Here is a 19,898-nt window from a genome sequence, read left to right as displayed (position 1 = left end):
TCTGTAAATAATGAATAAAAAAGCCGCCATAGTTAGGTAGGGAACTATGGCGACAAAATGGTAATACCTAGGTAGTTAGTCGGATATTACCAATGTAGTAGCTATTTATTAAATCTTATTAGTAAAGGTACGGCTAATTACATCTTGTTGTTGTTCACGAGTCAGTGAGTTGAAACGCACTGCGTAACCAGAAACACGAATTGTTAGCTGTGGGTATTTCTCTGGGTGCTCAACAGCATCAAGTAACATGTCACGGTTTAATACGTTCACGTTTAGGTGTTGACCACCTTCAATGCCATCTGTTGTGCCTGCTGCTTCGTGGTGGAAGTAACCATCCATTAGTGCTGCAAGGTTTTGTTTCTGTGTTTCTTCATCTTTACCTAATGCATTTGGCACGATAGAGAAGGTGTATGAGATACCGTCTTTCGCGTAAGCAAATGGGAGTTTAGATACAGATGTTAGTGATGCAACCGCACCGTTTTCATCACGACCGTGCATTGGGTTTGCACCTGGGCCAAATGGCATACCAGCACGACGACCACAAGGGGTATTACCTGTTTTCTTACCGTACACAACGTTTGATGTGATGGTTAAGATTGACTGTGTTGGAATTGCTTCACGGTACATGTGCATTTTCTGAATTTTCTTCATGAAGCGCTCAACAAGGTCGCAAGCGATATCATCAACACGTGGATCGTTGTTACCGAATTTAGGGTAGTCACCTTCGATGTTAAAATCGATTGCTACGCCATCTTCGTCACGTACTGGTGTTACTTTCGCAAATTTAATTGCTGATAATGAATCAGCAACAACAGAAAGACCTGCAATACCACATGCCATAGTACGGCGTACATCGCGATCCATTAATGCCATTAGTGATGCTTCGTAGCTGTAACGGTCGTGAGAGTAGTGGATGATGTTCAGTGCTGTCACGTATTGTGTTGCTAACCAATCTAACATTGAATCAAAGCGTGGCATTAGTGAATCAAAGTCTAATACTTCATCTTCAATTTTTGCTACTTGTGGGCCAACTTGGGCTTTAGATTTTTCATCAATACCGCCGTTAATAGTGTATAGCAGACCTTTTGCAAGGTTAGCGCGTGCACCAAAGAACTGCATGTGTTTACCAACAACTTGTGGGCTTACACAACATGCGATTGCGTAGTCATCGTTGTTGAAATCAGGACGCATTAGATCATCGTTTTCGTATTGAACAGATGATGTTTCAATCGATACTTTCGCTGCGTACTTTTTAAAGGCAATAGGGAGTTGCTCAGACCAAAGAATAGTCATGTTTGGCTCTGGTGCAGGACCCATTGTGTGTAGTGTGTGTAGGTAACGGAATGTGCTCTTCGTTACTAAAGTACGACCGTCAACACCCATACCAGCCATTGCTTCTGTTGCCCAGATTGGGTCGCCAGAGAACAGTGAATCGTACTCAGGTGTACGTAAGAAACGAACCATACGTAGCTTCATGATGAAGTGGTCGATCATCTCTTGCGCTTCTTGCTCGTTGATCAAGCCGTTTTGAATATCACGCTCGATAAATACATCAAGGAATGTTGATGTACGACCTAGTGACATTGCTGCGCCGTTTTGAGATTTAACCGCTGCTAGGTAGCCAAAGTAAGTGAACTGAATCGCTTCTTGTGCTGTGCGAGCAGGTGCAGACATATCGATGCCGTATTTCAAGCCCATTTGACGGATGTCTTCTAGTGCTTGAACTTGATCTGCTAACTCCTCACGTAGGCGAAGTGTTTTTTCTAGATCATGGCCTTGCTCTAGGAATGCTTGAGTTGACTTGTATTGTTCTTGCTTGTCAGCTTTTAGAAAATCAATACCGTATAGCGCTAGACGACGGTAGTCACCAATGATACGACCACGACCGTAAGCATCTGGAAGACCTGTGATAATACCAGATTTACGACATGCTAGGATTTCTTTAGTGTATAGGTCGAAACATGCTTTGTTGTGTGTTTTACGGTAGTCAGTGAAGATCTTCTCTACACTTTCATCCAGTTTGCGACCGTATACTTCACACGAGTTTTTCACCATGCGAATACCACCGTTAGCGATGATTGAACGCTTAAGTGGTTTATCAGTTTGTAGACCTACGATTTTTTCGAGATCTTTATTGATGTAGCCTGCATCGTGAGAAGTAATTGTTGATGGTAAATCAGTATCGAAATCAACCGGCGCGTGAGTGCGGCTTTCTTCTTTAATACCTTCTAGAACGGTATTCCATAGTGATGTTGTTGTTTCTGTAACATCGGCTAGGAAAGACTCATCCCCTTCATAAGGCGTGTAGTTAGTCTGGATGAAGTCACGAGTGTTAACTTCTTGCTGCCAGTTACCTGCGCTAAAACCTTTCCACGCTTCTAACATTTCTGTAGTAGGGATTGTCATAATGTTTACCTCAATAGGTGATATATGCGAATGCGTTATGATGAAACTGACTCACCATAAACTTAAAATCTGATGTGTGTTGAGCACGATCGGCTGATTTAATTCACTGCTTTGGAAGCCTATTTTTTATTATTCAACAGTCGTCATTTCGCTGTCTTAACTGCTTCTTGGCTTGAGATAAATACTATGATTTATAAGGCTATGAGTAAAATGAATGGTTTTCATTTTTTAAATGCATTGAATGCATACATGTGAATAATACATGATGTATAGATAGATATATGTATTAATAAACAATGTGTTATACGTTTATTTGTATCAATATGATGTTAGAAGCATTTTGTTGTGTTTAAGAACTTTAATTCAAAAAAAGTTTAGACTTATTACATTTTTCTATAATTAGGCCCTGATCCGCTTTCTGGTGGCGTCCAAGAAATGTTCTGAGAAGGATCTTTTATATCGCAGGCTTTGCATTGCAAACAGTTACTTGCATTGATTTGAAATTTCACTTGGTTATTTTCTTCAATAACTTCATAAACACCTGCAGGGCAGTAACGTTGGCTAGGTTCATCAAACGCTTTTAGATGTTGGCTTATTGGTATTTGAGCATCTTGTAATTGAAGGTGACAAGGTTGATCGTCAGGATGGCTAATAGAAGCAAGATAGAGTGAAGAGGTTTTATCAAAGCTTAATTGGTTATCAGGTTTGGGGTAACTTATCTTGTTTGTTTTTGATATAGGCAGTAGGCAAGTATGATCTGGCACATTGTTATTAAGCTGCCATTTTGCACGACCACTAAATAGACTTTGCTCTAAATAGGTTGCAATAGCGCCACTCAGTTGACCGAATTTATGGATATTTGCAGTGGTATTTCTCGCTTGATGAAGTTCATCATACAGCCAGCTACTTTCAAAAAGAGCGTTATAGCAAGGCTCGGTATGGGAATGATCACGAATTAACTCACTGTATACCGCGCTTGCCGCTAACATCCCGGATTTCATCGCGGTGTGGCAGCCTTTTAATTTGTTCATATTCAGGGTACCAGCATCACAGCCTATTAATACACCGCCTTGGAATGACTGTTTGGGTAGGGAGGCTAACCCCCCTTTGGTAATCGCTCTTGCACCGTATTCAATTCGTTTTCCGTTTTGAAGAACTTGCGCAAATAGAGGGTGATGCTTTAGCCGTTGAAATTCATCAAACGGGCTAAGGTAAGGGTTACGGTAGTTTAAGTCGGTAATAAGCCCTACTGCGATATGGTTATCACCAAGGTGGTACATAAAAGCGCCACCCGTTGAACTTGATTCGCTTAGTGGCCAGCCCAAACTATGGATCACTCTGCCTTGTTGATGCTGTTGCTTGGGAACCTGCCAAATTTCTTTTATCCCTAATGCGTAATGTTGCGGTTGTTTGTGCTTATCGAGCTTAAGTTGTTTTATTAGCGCTTTTCCTAAATGTCCTCGACTACCTTCGGCAAAAATAGTGTAACGCGCATTAATCAGCATACTGGGTTGATAGTTTTCTTTTTTGTGACCTTGTTTGTCTAATCCCATTGCTTTGGTTGTAATCCCCTTTACGGTGCTCATGTAAATGGGTAAATCGGCATTATCACTTGTTACGCTGTCACTCCTTTGGTGTTCAAACTGTATTTTGTCAGCGCAAAAGCCAGGGTAGATTTCGACACCCAATAGCTCGGCTTGTTTTGCTAGCCAACGGCATAACTCACTTAAGCTAACAATATAATGGTCGTGATTTTCAAACACTTTTGGACGTAATAAAGGTGGGATTGAAAATACTGATTGTGAGTTGGTTAACCAATAAAACTCATCATGTTTTACTTTGGTGCGGACTGGGCAATCAGTATCTTGCCAGTTTGGTAATAATTCGTTGAGTGCGTGGGGATCAAATAAGGCGCCAGATAAAATATGTCCGCCGATTTCGGCACTTTTTTCTATTACAGCAATAGAGAATGGTCGCTGATGCTCTTTGGCTAATTGCGCAAGTTGGATAGCACTAGCAAGACCGGCAGGTCCTGCGCCGACGATTAAAACATCAAAAGAGATACTGTCTTGAGCACTTTCTTCCTCTGCCATAGATGACTCCTTTATTGCTTCATTTAACTATAGTCCAGTTGACGTAAACGTAAATTCAACTAGTCTCAAAGAAACAAAGGCATTCCTGTATTAGCCGTTAAATCAACGACTTCTTATTAGAGGTATGTGATATGGCAGAATCTACTATCCGTATATTAGTGGCGATTAAGCGCGTGATTGATCCTTATGTAGCGATCCGTGTAAAAGATGATAATAGTGGTATTGACGATCATAATGTGAAGAAAACCATTAATCCTTTTTGTGCAATCGCACTTGAACAAGCCGTACAGTTTAAAGAACAAGGGATAGCGTCAGAGGTCGTTGTTGTTTGTATTGGGGATGATAGTTGCAATGAATCATTAAGGACGGCACTCGCACTAGGGGCCGATAGCGCTATTCATATCAATACTAATCAAACTGAAAGTGACGATGTAACAAATATCACCCCGCTAAAAATAGCAATGCTGTTATCTGTATTAACTATACAGAACAAGAGTGATGTGGTGTTAATGGGGAAACAGTCTATTGATGGCGATAACAATCAAACACCTCAAATGCTGGCGGGAATATTAGACTGCCCACAAGCGACTTATGCTTCAGAGATTAACTATGACAACCCTTCGATATTAGATGAGCTTATTGTGACTCGTGAAGTCGATGGTGGTCTTGAAACTTTGGCGGTTAAAGTTCCTTGTGTGATTAGCTGCGATTTACGACTTAATACACCCAGATTTGCATCACTTCCAAATATTATGAAAGCGAAAGCTAAACCATTAACGAGCATTTCGTTGCAAGAGTTTATTGAAAAAAATAGCGTGCAGTACCCATCGCTTGAAAATCTGATAAAGACAACGTCTCAAACAATACTTCACTATAACGCGCCAAAACCACGGACAGCTGGGGTTATGGTCGACAATGTTGATGCACTTATTGATAAGTTAAGTCATGAAGTAAAGGTGATCTAATGAAGACAGCAAACATTTTGATTATCGCAGAGCATGATCATCAGAATATCTCGTTAGCTACACGTAAAGTTGTTACTGCGGCAGCTTCATTACAGCGTTTTAGCAAGGGGTTAAGTATCCATATTGTCGTGGTTGGTTTTCAATGTGAATGTGTTGCACAGCAGGCAGCCGAGTTAGCCGATATTGATAAAGTGTTATTGGTGGATGATGTTTGTTATCAGCATGGTTTGGCAGAAAACGTCTCTAAGGTTATTAAGGATATTGCATCGAACTATAGTCATATTTTTATGAGCAGCAGCACATCAGGTAAAGATCTGTTACCGCGTCTATCCGCGATGTTGTGTGTGGATCAACTATCCGATGTGATGGCATTTACTGGCTTAGATACAGCGGTTCGTCCTATATATGCAGGTAACGCAACGGTTGAGGTTAAGTCTTGTGAGGCTGTTATGGTGGCAACAATTCGCGGTGCCAGTTTCGAGCCGTGTGGTTTATCGAAACAACACGCTGAACCAGAAATGCTAAAGATCAGTCATTCATTAACTCGAACACGTTTTGTTGACATGCAAACGAGTAACCATGAGCGACCAGATCTTACTACAGCACGTGTTGTGGTCGCAGGTGGGCGAGGTGTTGCAAGTAAAGATGGATTTTTATTGATTGAGCAATTAGCAGATACCTTAGACGGTGCGGTTGGTGCTTCTCGCGCAGCCGTGGATGCTGGATTCGTACCTAACGATTACCAAGTAGGGCAAACCGGGAAAATTATTGCTCCAGAACTTTATATTGCCGTTGGGATCTCGGGTGCAGTTCAACATATTGCTGGGATAAAAGATGCAAAAGTGATTGTGGCTATTAATAATGATCCTGATGCAAGTATATTTTCTTATGCCGATTACGGTTTAGTGGGAGATTTATTCGATTTAGTCCCTGAGCTTTCATCCAAATGTAAATAGGGTGCGTTGAGAATAATTTTTCACATTTTATCTTAAAATGGATGAGTATGTTTCTTAACCAATACAAGTTATAGAAACTGTTCCTTGTTTAAAAAGTACTCTAAATGATGGAATTTTTGTTATATTTGTAACTTAAATGAAATATTTATAGGTATTCACTAATTATTTATTCCTTTTTAGGTTAAAAGACTAGTGATTTATGGTTGAGTGGTTTATTAATCTACTGTTAAAGTTAAATATTATTTTTCATTATCGTTGTTGTATTTTTATTCTATTTTAAAATCATAGGCTTATTAAAAAACAAATCTTATAGCAATTTAGTGCTAATTTGATATGTGAATAGTTATTCCTTATAAGTAATGCCAGTATTCATTTACTGAATGAAAAACGAATTAAAAGGAATAATTATGAGAAGAGACTCTAGCACATTACTAGGACACCCTAAGGGGCTGTTCTTATTGTTTGGTACTGAACTATGGGAGCGATTTTGCTTTTATGGCATGCGCGCCATTCTTGTCCTTTATTTAACTTCAAAAACAATGGACGGTGGTTTTGGCTGGACAGCAAAAGATGCGCTAAGTCTTTACGCGACTTATACCGGACTTGTCTATCTTACTCCTCTCATCGGTGGCTGGATTGCCGATAACTTTTTAGGACAACGCCGTTGCGTCATGATAGGTGGTGTGGCAATGGCTGCTGCACAATTTGTTCTTGCATTACCTAACTCGGTTGTTGGGGATTCTGCATTGCATGTTTTTTATGCTGGCCTAACGTTGATGATCATCGGTAATGGTTTATTTAAAGCCAATATCTCAACTATGGTTGGTGATCTTTATGATGAAGGTGATAACCGTCGTGATGGTGCATTTACCATTTTCTATATGGGTATCAATTTAGGTTCGCTACTTGCTGGTATTATTGCAGGTACAGCTGTAACAATCTGGGGTTATAAAGCAGGCTTTGCAACTGCTGGTATCGGTATCTGTATTGGTTTAACGCTTCAAATGTTATTTGCACGTCGTTATTTGGGTGATATTGGTATTGAGGCTGCCGCTAAACGTGATGCAGCTAAAAACAAATCAGGTAAAAAAGAGCCATTAACAAAAGTTGAACGTGATCGCTTAAAAGTTATTATGGTCATGGGTCTGTTCGTTATTGTCTTTTGGGCTGGCTTTGAACAAGCCGGTGGATTGATGAACATTTACACCCAACAGTATACAGATCGTATTATTGGCAGCTTTACTGTACCAACAGAGTGGTTCCAATCACTTAACCCGTTCTTCATTATTACGTTAGCGCCTGTTATTGCTTCATTATGGGTAAAAATGGGCTCGAAGGAGCCAAGCTCACCAATTAAATTTGCGGCAGCATTGTTCTTCCTTGCAATTGGCTTTTTATTCATGGTGGGAGCAGCGTTAGAACAAGGTGGCGATTTAACGGTTAAAACATCAATGCTATGGCTTGTAGGTGCGTATTTCTTCCATACACTGGGTGAGCTATGCCTATCACCAATCGGTTTATCGATGGTAACGAAACTTGCACCATTACGCTTATGTTCACTGCTAATGGGGGTGTGGTTCTCGTTTAACGCATTAGCAAACTATGCGGCGGGTATTATTGGCTCACATATTGGCGATGCCGGTGCACTATCTATCTTTGGTGGTATCGCAATTGCTGCAACGCTATCAGGTCTTATTCTTATCATGTTCTCTGGTAAGTTAGTTGACTGGATGCACGGTGCAGAAGGTCAACCAACAACGGCAATGAAAGAAGCGGAAGCTAAACTTGCAGAAGCAAATTAAAATTTAAACGATTCATCTCTTCGTTTAGCCCATAGTTAGGAATAGCTATGGGCTTTTTTGTTATAATTTGAAAAGTAACTGTTAGATATTTGAAAATTAATATGGCAGGTGTTAGATAAATGATATCGACAAAGGCTGTAATCTTATAGATGCTAAATAATTATAGAAGTAAAAATGTAACTTTTTGCTTTAACCGTGCCGTTTAAGTAATGGGGAAAACAACAAGAGCTGAACTTTACAGTCTCTAAGCCTGCTGAACCACTATCGTCTTTAAAAGACAGTTCTTCATGAGTGTAACCTAAGGTTAAGCGATGATGATCATTAAGTGTTACACCACCATGAATACCTTAAATCGCGCTATTGTCTAAATCTAACTCATCATTTGTACTCGCTGACTTTGCTACCATTGCGCCTGAAAGTCGTAAACCAAGATCAGCGCCGATAAGGTAATCTTGTTTAACTTCTGCATGTGCTGAAGTAACTGCGAATGCTGAAAAATAAGTGCTAATGGAGTAATAATTTTTTCATGTTTCATTCTATTGTAGATAAATATAAATCCTATTAAAACAGTTGGTTAACTGTTTTCTTGGAAGTCTTTATAATTATCCCTCAAGGAATACACTAATAATTCATTGTTCTTATGTTAATTGGATAGTGTTTTAAATAGACCGGTAGCAATGTTTAACAATCACTACCGATCTTTGTCGACATTAAAGGCTTTTGAGTTTATATATCATCCATGATGTCAGAAGTAAGCTACAAAAAGGTAATGCGACCCATACACCGTCAACGCCAAAAATATGCGCGAACGTAAAGATAAAAATAGAGATCAAAATTAACTTTCCACCAGTTAATATCGACGCTTCTTTTGCCATGTTAATTGATTGGAAATAGGTCGCACCAATAAGTAATAATCCTTCGAAAGGTAATCCCCAGAAATAAAGGTGCATACCGTTTATAGCAACAGGTTGAAGCAGTTGATTATCACCTGCGAATAAATACACGACATAATCGGGTAAACTATAAAGTATTGTGACGCCAATAAGCGCGACAACAAGGGTAACGGCAAAAGCAAGGTTTCGTGCTTTGATCACACGATCTTTTAAACCTGCACCTGTATTAAAACTGGTGATCGGTTGTGTGCCTAATGCAATGCCTTCGAAAATTAAATAGAAGAAAGCCTCTGTATAACTCACGATGCTGTAGGCAGCAACATGAATCGGTTTACCGACCATCAAGAAAGCTTTGTTGTGTAAAATTAGTACGACAGATAGGTACATGTACATGAGTAAACTTGATGTTCCGAGTTGTAAAATTTGTAAGCAGGTATCAAGTTTAAGTTTTAGGCTGTCCCAATGAATTCGTAGTGCTGATTTGTTGCTAAAGAAATGCTGTAAACACAAGATGCTGGTGGCGGCTTGAGATAGCATTGTGGCAATAGCTGCGCCTGTTAATCCCCAAGGGATCACCACAATAAATAGCCAGTCTAAGAAGATATTCAGCAGACCACCGAAAATCATGATGTAAGTCACGCGTTTGGGTTGTCCATCATTACGTAATAGTGATGAAAATGCCATTGAGATGATGGCAAAGAAACCCATACTGAAGTACCAGAAGAGGTAATCTTCTGCCATTGATAGGATCTCTCCCTTTGCGCCAACCCATTGCAGTATGTCTGTGCCAAATGTGATCCCTAATCCACAAATAATCATTGCTGCTATTAGGCATAAGCTGAATGCGTTACCAACAATATTTCTCGCTTCCTCTGTTTTATCTTCCCCCAGCTTTATCGAAACTAATGCCGATGCACCCATACCAATAAGAGCACCTATGGCGTAAAGAATGGAGACAATCGGATAGCCAAGTATGATTGCTGCAAGTCCGTTTTCACCAATAAAGTGGCCAACAAACATGCCATCGACAGCAACATAAATGCCGGTGATCAACATGGAAGCGATAGTGGGGAGCGTATAACGCCAAAATAAACGAAAAATAGAATCGTCACGTAATGATAAAGGTTGAGACGATGAGACAGACATAAGAACATTCCGTGTATGGTGATAGGAGATATCACACTAAAACCGTTTAAGTTAAATTACACTTATTCGGTTAGACTAAAAATTTGGCGCATTTTAATCGGAATGGGGAGTTAGTCAATCTTATAAATTGCAGTTAAGAATAGATAACGTAAAACAGGGGATTGATTATCATGACGTACAAAAGGATGTTTAAGAGACATGCTGCCATTTGTTAAATGAAAGCGTTGTTTTACCGACTCAGCAAAACTGCTCTCACTGGGTTGAAGCTTGATTCCTGTTGCAGCATATTCAAGATGATTATCAGGTAATTCACCAAGCCACCAAGCGGGAATTTCCTTACTCGCTTTACTGCGATCGAACCAATGATCAGCAATCACCATAAGGTAATGTTCACCATGAGTAGAAAACTTGTTTTTCACTTGCTCAATAGTATTAAGTAATGCATCTCTACGGGCTTTATTGGCACTAATGAAGTGATGGGCAATCACCCAGATATATGAATGTTCGTGCTGTAAGCAATAGATAGCTTGCGATGCATGTTGGCTTTGATCTGTGTGGGTAATTTTGACAGGTGTGTTTTGTTGGGCACAATTAGCTGCAATACGGCGGCAAAGTGTTTTCGCTAAATGATCTTCTTGCATGCCTCGGCTATGAATCGTTGGGTAGTGTTGCTCACATAGCAACATGCAATCGTGAGCAAATTCCTCAAGGCTCGTTGCTAAAATATCACTGAACAAAATGAATGACCTTCATGAAATAACATACACAACAACTAAAGATGCAAGGAGTTTATCGTAGCATAAAATTTTGCAATGTCATGTAATTCATGAGGTTTTAATAATAAATGACAAGTAGATAAAAAAAGACCTGTACCAATTGGGATTTAGGTACAGGTTACTAGACAGTGAAAAGCATTCACTAAAATTAATAGGTGTTGTGTGGATTAATTTGATGTCGTCGTTTTCTGATCTCTGTTGATACCAAGGTTAGTTAATCCACGTTTAAATTTGTCTCTGCGATTTAATAAAAGCAAGCTTGCAATAACGATATAGATGGCTGGTTCAATAATACCAGATTTGACAGACCATAAATAATGAATTGGACTCAATAATAAAGCAAGGTATACCCAGTTATGAAGTTTTTGCCAGTTTGCTCCTAATATACGTTGTAACTTCTGAGTAGAAGTCAAAGTCAATAATAATAAAATTAGCCAGCTAATTGCGCCAATAGCTAAATACGGACGTTGAGTGATTTCCTCACCGACTAAAGCCCAATCAAAACCTAGGTCAAGCGAGACATAAACACTCAAGTGTAGCAATGCCCAAAAAAAGCTATATAAGCCCAATACTCTCCGTGTTTTTACCAAAGCCCCTTGTTTTAAATACATGGCAATTGGACTAATAAGCATTGTAATAAATAATGTATTCAATGCCGCTTTTCCTGTGAAGTGCTCAATGTCCTTAACTGGATCAGCACCAAAACCACCATTGAATGTTTGGAGAACTAATACAGTAAGAAAGAATAAGCTAACGGCATGAATTATTACTTTCAGACAAGTAATATGTTGAGGGTTTAGCTTTAAAAAACGCTTCTTTCTTTGAGATTTCATTATTAGTAGTTCCTTTTTAGATCCATGCCTTTATACAAGCTTGCAACAGCATCCGCATAACCGTTAAACATGGTGGTAGGCTGACGTCGACTACTGAATATATTCCCTTCTCCTATAAAACGTTCACTTGCTTGACTCCAACGAGGATGATCGACTGTTGGGTTTACATTGGCATAAAAGCCATATTCATCAGATGCTAAGATGTTCCATGTTGTTGGTGGCTGTTTGTCCGTTAACGTAATACGTACAATCGATTTAATGCTTTTGAAGCCATATTTCCAAGGTACGACTAAACGAAGTGGAGCGCCATTCTGTGGCGGGAGAGTTTTACCATATAACCCAACAGACAAGAGTGTAAGAGGGTGTAGCGCTTCATCAAGGCGTAATCCTTCCACATACGGATAATCAATACCGCCACCTAATGAGCGAGATGCTTGTCCTGGCATTTGCTTTGGATCATAGAGGGTCTGAAACGCGACATATTTCGCGCGACTAGTAGGATCGGCACGTGTAATAATATCGCTTAAGCTAAAACCAATCCACGGAACATTCATAGACCATGCTTCAACACAACGTAGCCTGTAAATGCGCTCTTCTAATGGAAACAAAGAAAATAAGTCATCATAGTTAAGCGTTAAGGGTTTATTAACAAGGCCGTCAATCTTTACTTGCCATGGATCGGTAACAAAATTTTCAGCCCGAATAGCAGGTGATGATTTATCCGTACCAAACTCATAAAAGTTATTATATTGAGTGATCTTATTTTCCGGTGTGAGTGAAAGCTTTGGATCAGATAACGGTGATTTTATTGTAGAAAGTGGACGACGGTTATCGATCGTTTTCTGATCGTCATTTGAGAACACATCAAAAATACCCGCCGTTGCATTAGAAGCTAACGGAAGACTTGCTGCTGCAATACCTAACTTTTTTAAAATATCGCGGCGTTGATGATAAATGGACTCTGGCGTGACATCATTTTCACTTAAATCCCATTTGTTTGTTCTCTTAATTAGCATAACGTTCCCTACAAAAATGGCTTAAATTAGTAGACCTGATAAAAGCTGTAAAAATTTCATACGATACAAATTATTTGAAATTTCAATAAACAGTACGTAAGAAGTCTGAGTAGTAGATGCTATATAATGAATTTTTATTTTGGAGGAATGAAGGTGGTAAGACATTCATATGACGCTGATCTTGAACTACAGCATATCTATATTGAAGTGCATGCGGAGCGGTATCATCACCTTAAAGCATTTATAGAAGCGTATTACTGTTTTACCCATGGTGCCGTCACCAAACAAGATAAGCCTGATTGGCAAGCAATTTTTGATGTAGGTATTCGAACAACAAATGCTGCGAAGATCATGGATCGTAAATTGCTTATAAGAGATATGTTAGTGCCGTTATCTGTATTAATTGGTTATATGAAAGCCATGGTAAGAGATGATATTTTGACGATTGAAGCTTTGCGCAATCTATTAAATGAGCAATTGAAGTATGTAGTAATGACTCGTGAAGAATATGCTTATTTATCCAAGCAAGGGCTACGCGATGCAATGCCAATAAGCTTTTACCTACGTGAGCATAAACACTATAAGCAGATTTCAGCACGTTATGATGTGGCAGGTATCACATTAGTCAAGTAGGTCGTATGAAAATACTGCGTATCTATTGATAGTCGTAAATAGCGCATATATTCTTGGCTTACATGTGTACGCTGAATGTAGAGTGATTATAGGATGACAACTCAACAGCAAAAACCCCCTGTACTTTGGTTAAATGTCGCCGTGTTTAGTGTGACGTTACTTGTTGCGATAATTGGTGTTCCGCTTTATGCGTACCAATATGGTTTCGATTGGACACAAATATTAATGTTAGTTGTAGCATTTAGCTTTTGTGGTATGTCTATTACGGCGGGATATCACCGTTTATGGTCACATAAAACTTATCAAGCTAATGCAATGCTCCGTTTCATTTTTGCAATTGGCGGTGCATTTGCTTTGCAAAATAGTATCTTGCATTGGTCTTCAGATCATCGTATTCATCACCGCCATGTTGATAACAATGATAAAGATCCTTATTCAGCGAAAAAAGGTTTCTTTTATAGCCATATTGGCTGGATGTTACGTGATTACCAAGGGAGCCGATACCATGACTACGACAATTGCCGTGATTTACAAAAAGATAAAATAGTAATGTGGCAGCATAAATATTATTTATGGCTGGCGATGGGTACCAATTTTGGTATTCCATTAGCTTTCGGGTTTATTCATGGTGATATTTGGGGGGCACTATTGCTTGTTGGCTTTCTCCGATTAGTACTCAGCCATCATACGACTTTTTTCATCAATTCATTGGCGCATATTTGGGGGGCTCAGCCTTATACTGATAGAAATACCGCACGTGATAACGGATTATTGGCTTTTTTAACTTTTGGTGAAGGTTATCATAACTATCACCATATTTTTGAAAATGACTATCGAAATGGTATTTGCTGGTGGCAGTTTGACCCAACTAAATGGTTGATTAAGGCCTGTTCATGGATAGGTTGGACAAGAAATTTAAAAGTTACGCCTGCTGACCGAATTGAAAAAACCAAAGCAAAAATGCAATTTAAACGAATCCAACAACAATTGAGTAAGATGCCGAACAATGTCGCAAGGCTAACGCAGCTTCAGCAAGAGTATGAAGCTTTGATTGCTAAAATTTCAGATTATTATCAAGCAAAAAAGCGTTTACTGGATCTTGAGAAGCAAAAAATTGCCAGTAGCTATGATGATTTTGAGTTTATGCAGCAGTATAAATCTATGCAAGCCCGACTAGAACAACAACGGCGTGCATGGAAAGGTTTGATGCAACAATATACGACGTAGCTTGCTAAACCCCATAGTATTGAAACAGTAATTAAAGAGTTGTTAAGTTTACCGTAACTTAACAGCTCTTTTTTTGTATAAACGGTATAGTAGTATAGATATAATTAATTTTACTATTATTCGCATAGTTAAGTTATGTAACTGATTGATTAAAATGATCTGCTTAATCTAAAACATAACCCTCGCTAGTAGAAATTGCTTATATAAAGTACTATGGATTGTAGAGATTTGTTTATAGTTTGTATTAGAGAGTAATACTGACTATGCAACAAAATGTTTGGGTTTGTTGCAAATAGACTCAGGAATTTTTTAACGGAGACATCGTTTTGTACCGCGCATTGCTTCTTTCACTTACTTGTTTGGTATCTTCTGCTGTAAATGCAATTGAATATCAATTACCAACCGATGGTAGTAATATCGTTGGTACACCTAACTATTACGAAGTACAAAAAGGGGATAGTCTTGCTGATATCGCCAATAAGTATAATGTTGGTTTTTTAGGTATGATGGCTGCGAATAAAGGTATTGATCCTTTTCTTCCTGCTCCTGGACGTTTACTTGAGGTACCAACCAAGGTTGTATTACCAGATGTTGCTCACAAGGGGATTGTAGTCAATCTTGCGGAACTTCGTTTGTATTACTTTCCAAAAGACGATGCATCAAAAGTTTATATCTTCCCTATTGGTATCGGTCGAGTTGGACGTGAAACCCCAAGTATGACAACAAGTATCAATGAAAAAGTGAAGAATCCAACATGGACACCGCCTGCTTCTATTCGTAAAGAACATGCTGCAAGAGGTGATATTCTTCCCGCAGTTGTACCGGCAGGGCCTGATAATCCGTTAGGCGACTATAAAATGCGTTTAGCTTATGGTCATGGAGAATATCTAATTCACGGCACTAATAAAGATTTTGGTATTGGTATGCGTGTTAGTGGTGGCTGTATTCGTATGAACCCATGGGATGTTGAGTGGTTATTTCCACACGTTGCGTTAGGCACACAAGTGCGCATTATTAATCAACCTGTAAAGTATTCAGTTGAACCTAACGGACAGATCGTTGTTGAAGTACATGCGCCATTATCGAAAGATGAATCACAAATGGGTGAAAAGAAAGTTGTAACGGCACCTGCGAAATTGATTGATGACTTGAATTACGATAATGATGCTTATCAGGTACTTATTAAGGCATTAGATAACCAAAGTGGTATTCCTGTTGTTTTGAATTAATTATATTTGAAATGATATCAAACGAGAGCCTATGCTCTCGTTTTTTTTATCTAAATATTGTGTGTAATAACGATGGTGGTGGATTTGGTGAAGCATATGAATAATTGTATTAATAGATGATGTAATATGTGACAGAAGCTTTGAGCCCTCATTGTTATTAGGTGAGAGTATATAAGTATACGAATTAAGAGAGTTTAAATTTAACTTATCAACCGTAAGATCGTTTCTTCTACTTAGGTTAAGTTACAAATTAAAACGGGTTAAAGGGAAGTTTTGCTGCTTAGAATAGGGAGCTGAATACTTGATAGAGGCAATTAATGTTAAGTATTAAACAGAGGAATGATTGATACCATGAATGTATTTATTGGTCTTTCTTATGACAAAAAAAGAGATGGCTTATAAAAAGCCATCTCCTTAAAGTACTTAAGCTAAGACAAATTACTTAGTGTAAGAACCAGCAATGTTGTCGATACGCTTGTTAGCACGCATAGCTTCTTGGTAAGCCGCGTCTGATGCTGCACGAGAGTCGTTTACAGCGCTAACGATTTGGTCTTGTTGACCTTGTAGTGCACTTACTTGCTCAGCTAAAGTGTCTACTTTGTTAGTAAGAGTTTGCATTTTGTCTGCTTCAGTGCTTGAACAACCTACTAAAGATGCAGATAGTAGAAGACCAGCTAAGATAGTTACAGTACGTTTCATTTTTTATAAATCTCCATATTGATTGTGCCACTACAACTGAGTGTGAAAGATTGAGTTGGCAAATTCATTATGGCATAACTTCTTAAAATTGCTCATTAATTTTTTTCGGTTAGATCAAAAAATTCACGTAAACACTGAATTTTTGGTTAAAAAATAAACAATTATGACATTAAATTTTCATACCGTTTTAGTGACTAACTATGCGTAATGCCGCTTGTAATAAGGGCTGGCGCTATATTTATGACTTCAAATAAATTAAAACGTCAGGTTTATGTAAAAAAAATATATTAACAAAAAAAGAAATATAACAGGCGAATTAATGAACGAAAATGCAAATAGAAAATGAGAGTAAGTTCACATGATTTTGATTATCAATTTCGTATCTAAATATCGCTCAATGTTAACTTAGTTGTATATATTGTGTGTCGTTCATGATTATGATGCATTGGGTACACTATTAATGATGTTAGGAATTACGGAAATAAGTGGTGCAGGGCTAAGAAGGTGTGGCACTTTATCAATAAGTTCACCGTTAGGTAATAAGAAGTAAAAATAGGAATTGTGATCAATCGTATATTCAAGCGCTGAATCTTTTAAATCTGTCCGTATGTAAAGTACACCGTATTTCTCAGCGAGTTCCTTCGTTTGTTCTTGCGTTCCTGCCATACCTGAAATAGATGAATGGAAATGTTTTGCATAGTTAGCCGTTTTTACTGCAGTATCTCGCTCTGGATCTAATGTTATAAATATTGGCCAGATGTTTTGGCGTTGCTCTTCAGGAATTTGTTTTAAGGCTGCAGACATAACTGCTAATGATGTTGGACATACATCTGGACATTGTGTGTAGCCAAAATAAACTAAACGTATTCTTTGATCTTCGGGATTATAGAGGTCAACGGCCTCGTTGCCTGATTCTAGAAAATTTAGAGGGTAATGAGGCTCTATAGCGAGTGATGGGTCGCGGCTATCAAGTATATAGCTTGTTGTTAATCCTGCGATTAATGCGATGGCTAGAATAACCCATTGGTATTTCATTTGTTTATCCTTAAACAAGTTTAATCGTACAACTGTGATTATGCTTTTAGCTATCTTATAAGTGTAGGTATGTTTAATACTTTTGTGAGGTATATTTATCCTTGCTCTAAAATATAGAAATGATAAAAAAAGCAGCCAGATGGCTGCCTTCTTCAATGAGCGTTATAGGTAAATTATTTTTGCTCAGTTGCTGCAAATTTTTCTAATCCCCAAACAACCAGAATACCTAAAACCATTGCACAAATAGCGTATCCGATCAGTGCGGGTTGTCCAGTGACTTGCTCGAAGTTAAACGGTGATAAGTTATGTTCAAGTAATGGTACTTGTTCACCATGTGAATTTACACGCCAACTCACCACTTCTTTCCAAGGCCAGATCTTACTTAATGTACCGATCATTAAACCAGTTAAGAACGTTAGTGCAATATCACGGTAGCTACGAAGAATCCATGATAAGAAGTGAGAAAACGTTAATAGCCCTGCAGCACAACCTATTGCGAAAAGACCAAGCGTAACAACATCAATAGATTTAGCTGCCGCAAGAATCGGTGCATACATACCTAGCAGGAGTAATATAAAGCTTCCAGATATTCCAGGTAAAATCATGGCACAAATTGCAATAGCACCTGCAATAAGTACATTGATAGGTGTTGGCTCCATTGCGACAGGGTGAAGGACGGTAATTCCATAAGCAAATACTGCACCGATAACAATGGCAATGAATCGATTAATCGACCATTTTTCCACTTGTTTGAACATATGAATAACAGAGATAATGATCAAACCAAAGAAAAATGACCATAATGGAATTGGATGTGTTTCTAGCATCCAAGTAATGAGTTTAGCGAAGGTAAAAATACTGGTTAGAATACCGGCGAATAAACAGATCAAAAATGTACCGTTGATATGTTCAAATGCGCCTTTAAGCCCTTCTTTTCGAATGATGCCAATAAGCGATGGGTTAATACGACGGATGCTCTCAAGTAAGGTGTCGTAAATACCAGTGATAAAGGCGATAGTACCACCAGAAACCCCAGGGACAACATCTGCAGCCCCCATAGCCATGCCTTTTAGAAAGGTGAAAAGTTTAGTCATTAGATTATGTATCTCTATGATAGCCAAAAACATTTGGTGCATTATATAAGTAATGAGAAAGATACTACCATAAATCTTGCTTTTAATATCTTGGGTTATTTGTAACAAAAGCATGACTGATAGTAATAAATGAAGTGACGATAAATTCTTTGACTAGTTGTTATAAAGCGGCAAGTTTGCCTTTTATTGCACTTTTAGCGAAATCAGCAAAGCGTTCACATGGTTGCTGATGAAAAGTGAAATTTGCTTGATCATTGCCAATAATATCAAGCAGTAATAGTTCTGCTTGATATTTAGCTTCTAATAATTGGTCATTATTAAAATAGCTAAGTACAGGTGAAATCAGCTTTTTATCTACTTTTTGTAAAGAATAATAGCATTGGTTAATTGCGATATTATCATTGAATAACTCTAAGGCTTGAAAACGAGTTTTGATTTGCTCTTGTGAGTGTAATAATCGTAGGAGTTTATCCCAGCGCTCTGCTGCTAATATTCCCATAGCGACATACTCTGAACGTTGGTAACTTTTTAATAGCATACGCTCATAGTCATCTCGAATACCATTATCATTAAGATCTGAACCAAATAATTTAGTATGGTCGGTGGTGTCTGGCATTGTATAAGGACGAGGCACTTGATGGCTGCTGATATTCTTATCAGCCAAGATTTCAAGTGCTCTAAATTGGTTAAGAGGAAGATCTACATTATGCTGTGTGATTTTTTCAGGAGATAATTTTATTACGCGAGGTATATCTTCGTCTGCTTTTGCAGTTAAGGCTGGAAAATATGAAAAAAATAATAAAGCTATAGTGAATACTTTTTTCATATGATGCGTTCTTTGCTCCCATTGATTGTATTTTTATTTAATCATTACGCCATTTTATATAAAGAGCAAATTTATCTTAATGAAAATGAGATCGTAAGATAATAAAAGAATGGTAGTTGTAATAATGAGTATTAAAATTCACGTTTTCGGTCACATTCTTCTACAAATTACTTTAAAAACATGAGTCTATGATGAAATGAAAAGACAGCTGTTATGTTCAGCTTCGATTTAGTTTAGAACTCTATACTGTATGTGTAAATTAAGAGTAG

16 protein-coding genes are annotated in these 19,898 nt (G+C 38.3%); 6 read left to right on the top strand and 10 right to left on the bottom strand.

Translation table 11 applies throughout. The annotated features are described in order from the left end of the window. Nucleotides 1-108 precede the first annotated feature (108 nt). Together pflB and C9J38_RS11490 are read right to left on the bottom strand one after the other, a co-directional pair. On the bottom strand, nucleotides 109-2,406 hold the full coding sequence (gene pflB / locus C9J38_RS11495) for a formate C-acetyltransferase (protein WP_107207221.1): 2,298 nt from the start codon (nucleotides 2,404-2,406) through the stop codon (nucleotides 109-111). A 383-nt stretch (nucleotides 2,407-2,789) separates the two neighbouring features. Further along, nucleotides 2,790-4,499, bottom strand: a complete 1,710-nt coding sequence (locus C9J38_RS11490) for an electron transfer flavoprotein-ubiquinone oxidoreductase (protein ID WP_107207220.1) — start codon at nucleotides 4,497-4,499, stop codon at nucleotides 2,790-2,792. A 131-nt stretch (nucleotides 4,500-4,630) separates the two neighbouring features. On the opposite strand from C9J38_RS11490, the gene C9J38_RS11485 reads away from it, so the two are divergent. The 3 genes from C9J38_RS11485 to C9J38_RS11475 all read left to right on the top strand — a co-directional run bounded on the left by C9J38_RS11485 (nucleotide 4,631) and on the right by C9J38_RS11475 (nucleotide 8,222). Then, nucleotides 4,631-5,464 (top strand): electron transfer flavoprotein subunit beta/FixA family protein, encoded by an 834-nt coding sequence (locus tag C9J38_RS11485; protein WP_107207219.1) that lies wholly within the window; start codon nucleotides 4,631-4,633, stop codon nucleotides 5,462-5,464. Then, nucleotides 5,464-6,420, top strand: a complete 957-nt coding sequence (locus tag C9J38_RS11480) for an electron transfer flavoprotein subunit alpha/FixB family protein (protein ID WP_107207218.1) — start codon at nucleotides 5,464-5,466, stop codon at nucleotides 6,418-6,420. The genes C9J38_RS11485 and C9J38_RS11480 overlap by 1 nt, the downstream gene beginning before the upstream one ends. 407 nt (nucleotides 6,421-6,827) lie before the next feature. Next, nucleotides 6,828-8,222, top strand: coding sequence for a peptide MFS transporter (locus tag C9J38_RS11475; protein WP_107207217.1), 1,395 nt, complete (start codon nucleotides 6,828-6,830; stop codon nucleotides 8,220-8,222). A gap of 710 nt (nucleotides 8,223-8,932) precedes the next feature. Here C9J38_RS11475 and C9J38_RS11470 read toward each other — a convergent pair. From C9J38_RS11470 to msrP, 4 genes are all read right to left on the bottom strand, one after another. Continuing rightward, nucleotides 8,933-10,261 carry an MATE family efflux transporter gene (locus tag C9J38_RS11470; RefSeq protein WP_107207216.1) on the bottom strand — a complete coding sequence of 443 codons (1,329 nt, stop codon included), beginning with the start codon at nucleotides 10,259-10,261 and terminating at the stop codon, nucleotides 8,933-8,935. A 110-nt stretch (nucleotides 10,262-10,371) separates the two neighbouring features. Then, nucleotides 10,372-10,998 (bottom strand): hypothetical protein, encoded by a 627-nt coding sequence (locus tag C9J38_RS11465; RefSeq protein ID WP_233218500.1) that lies wholly within the window; start codon nucleotides 10,996-10,998, stop codon nucleotides 10,372-10,374. A 206-nt stretch (nucleotides 10,999-11,204) separates the two neighbouring features. Further along, entirely contained in the window at nucleotides 11,205-11,870 is a 666-nt protein-coding gene (gene msrQ, locus C9J38_RS11460) for a protein-methionine-sulfoxide reductase heme-binding subunit MsrQ (protein ID WP_107207215.1), read from the bottom strand. 2 nt (nucleotides 11,871-11,872) lie between these two features. After that, on the bottom strand, nucleotides 11,873-12,886 hold the full coding sequence (msrP, locus tag C9J38_RS11455) for a protein-methionine-sulfoxide reductase catalytic subunit MsrP (RefSeq protein WP_107207214.1): 1,014 nt from the start codon (nucleotides 12,884-12,886) through the stop codon (nucleotides 11,873-11,875). Nucleotides 12,887-13,033: 147 nt separating this feature from the next. Between msrP and C9J38_RS11450 the strand changes: the two genes are divergently transcribed. The 3 genes from C9J38_RS11450 (at nucleotide 13,034) to C9J38_RS11440 (ending at nucleotide 15,975) form a co-directional block, all read left to right on the top strand. After that, on the top strand, nucleotides 13,034-13,519 hold the full coding sequence (locus C9J38_RS11450) for a hypothetical protein (protein ID WP_107207213.1): 486 nt from the start codon (nucleotides 13,034-13,036) through the stop codon (nucleotides 13,517-13,519). Nucleotides 13,520-13,612: 93 nt separating this feature from the next. After that, nucleotides 13,613-14,746 (top strand): fatty acid desaturase, encoded by a 1,134-nt coding sequence (locus C9J38_RS11445; protein WP_107207212.1) that lies wholly within the window; start codon nucleotides 13,613-13,615, stop codon nucleotides 14,744-14,746. Nucleotides 14,747-15,072: 326 nt separating this feature from the next. Next, the gene (locus C9J38_RS11440) at nucleotides 15,073-15,975 is read left to right on the top strand and encodes a L,D-transpeptidase family protein (RefSeq protein ID WP_107207211.1); all 903 of its coding nucleotides are present in this window, start codon (nucleotides 15,073-15,075) and stop codon (nucleotides 15,973-15,975) included. A gap of 438 nt (nucleotides 15,976-16,413) precedes the next feature. Here the strand turns inward: C9J38_RS11440 and C9J38_RS11435 are convergent, their stop codons facing one another. From C9J38_RS11435 to C9J38_RS11420, 4 genes are all read right to left on the bottom strand, one after another. Beyond that, the gene (locus C9J38_RS11435; RefSeq protein ID WP_107207210.1) at nucleotides 16,414-16,674 is read right to left on the bottom strand and encodes an Lpp/OprI family alanine-zipper lipoprotein; all 261 of its coding nucleotides are present in this window, start codon (nucleotides 16,672-16,674) and stop codon (nucleotides 16,414-16,416) included. A 435-nt stretch (nucleotides 16,675-17,109) separates the two neighbouring features. Further along, a complete protein-coding gene (locus C9J38_RS11430; protein WP_107207209.1) occupies nucleotides 17,110-17,709 on the bottom strand; it encodes an SCO family protein in 600 nt (199 codons plus the stop codon). Nucleotides 17,710-17,882: 173 nt separating this feature from the next. Next, a complete protein-coding gene (locus tag C9J38_RS11425) occupies nucleotides 17,883-18,803 on the bottom strand; it encodes a DUF368 domain-containing protein (RefSeq protein WP_107207208.1) in 921 nt (306 codons plus the stop codon). A 160-nt stretch (nucleotides 18,804-18,963) separates the two neighbouring features. Beyond that, entirely contained in the window at nucleotides 18,964-19,629 is a 666-nt protein-coding gene (locus C9J38_RS11420) for a hypothetical protein (RefSeq protein ID WP_107207207.1), read from the bottom strand. Nucleotides 19,630-19,898: the final 269 nt, after the last annotated feature.

Origin of the sequence: Photobacterium sp. GB-210 (genome assembly GCF_003026075.1) — a bacterium.
Lineage (GTDB): Bacteria > Pseudomonadota > Gammaproteobacteria > Enterobacterales > Vibrionaceae > Photobacterium.
This window is presented reverse-complemented; position numbering and strand designations above follow the sequence as displayed.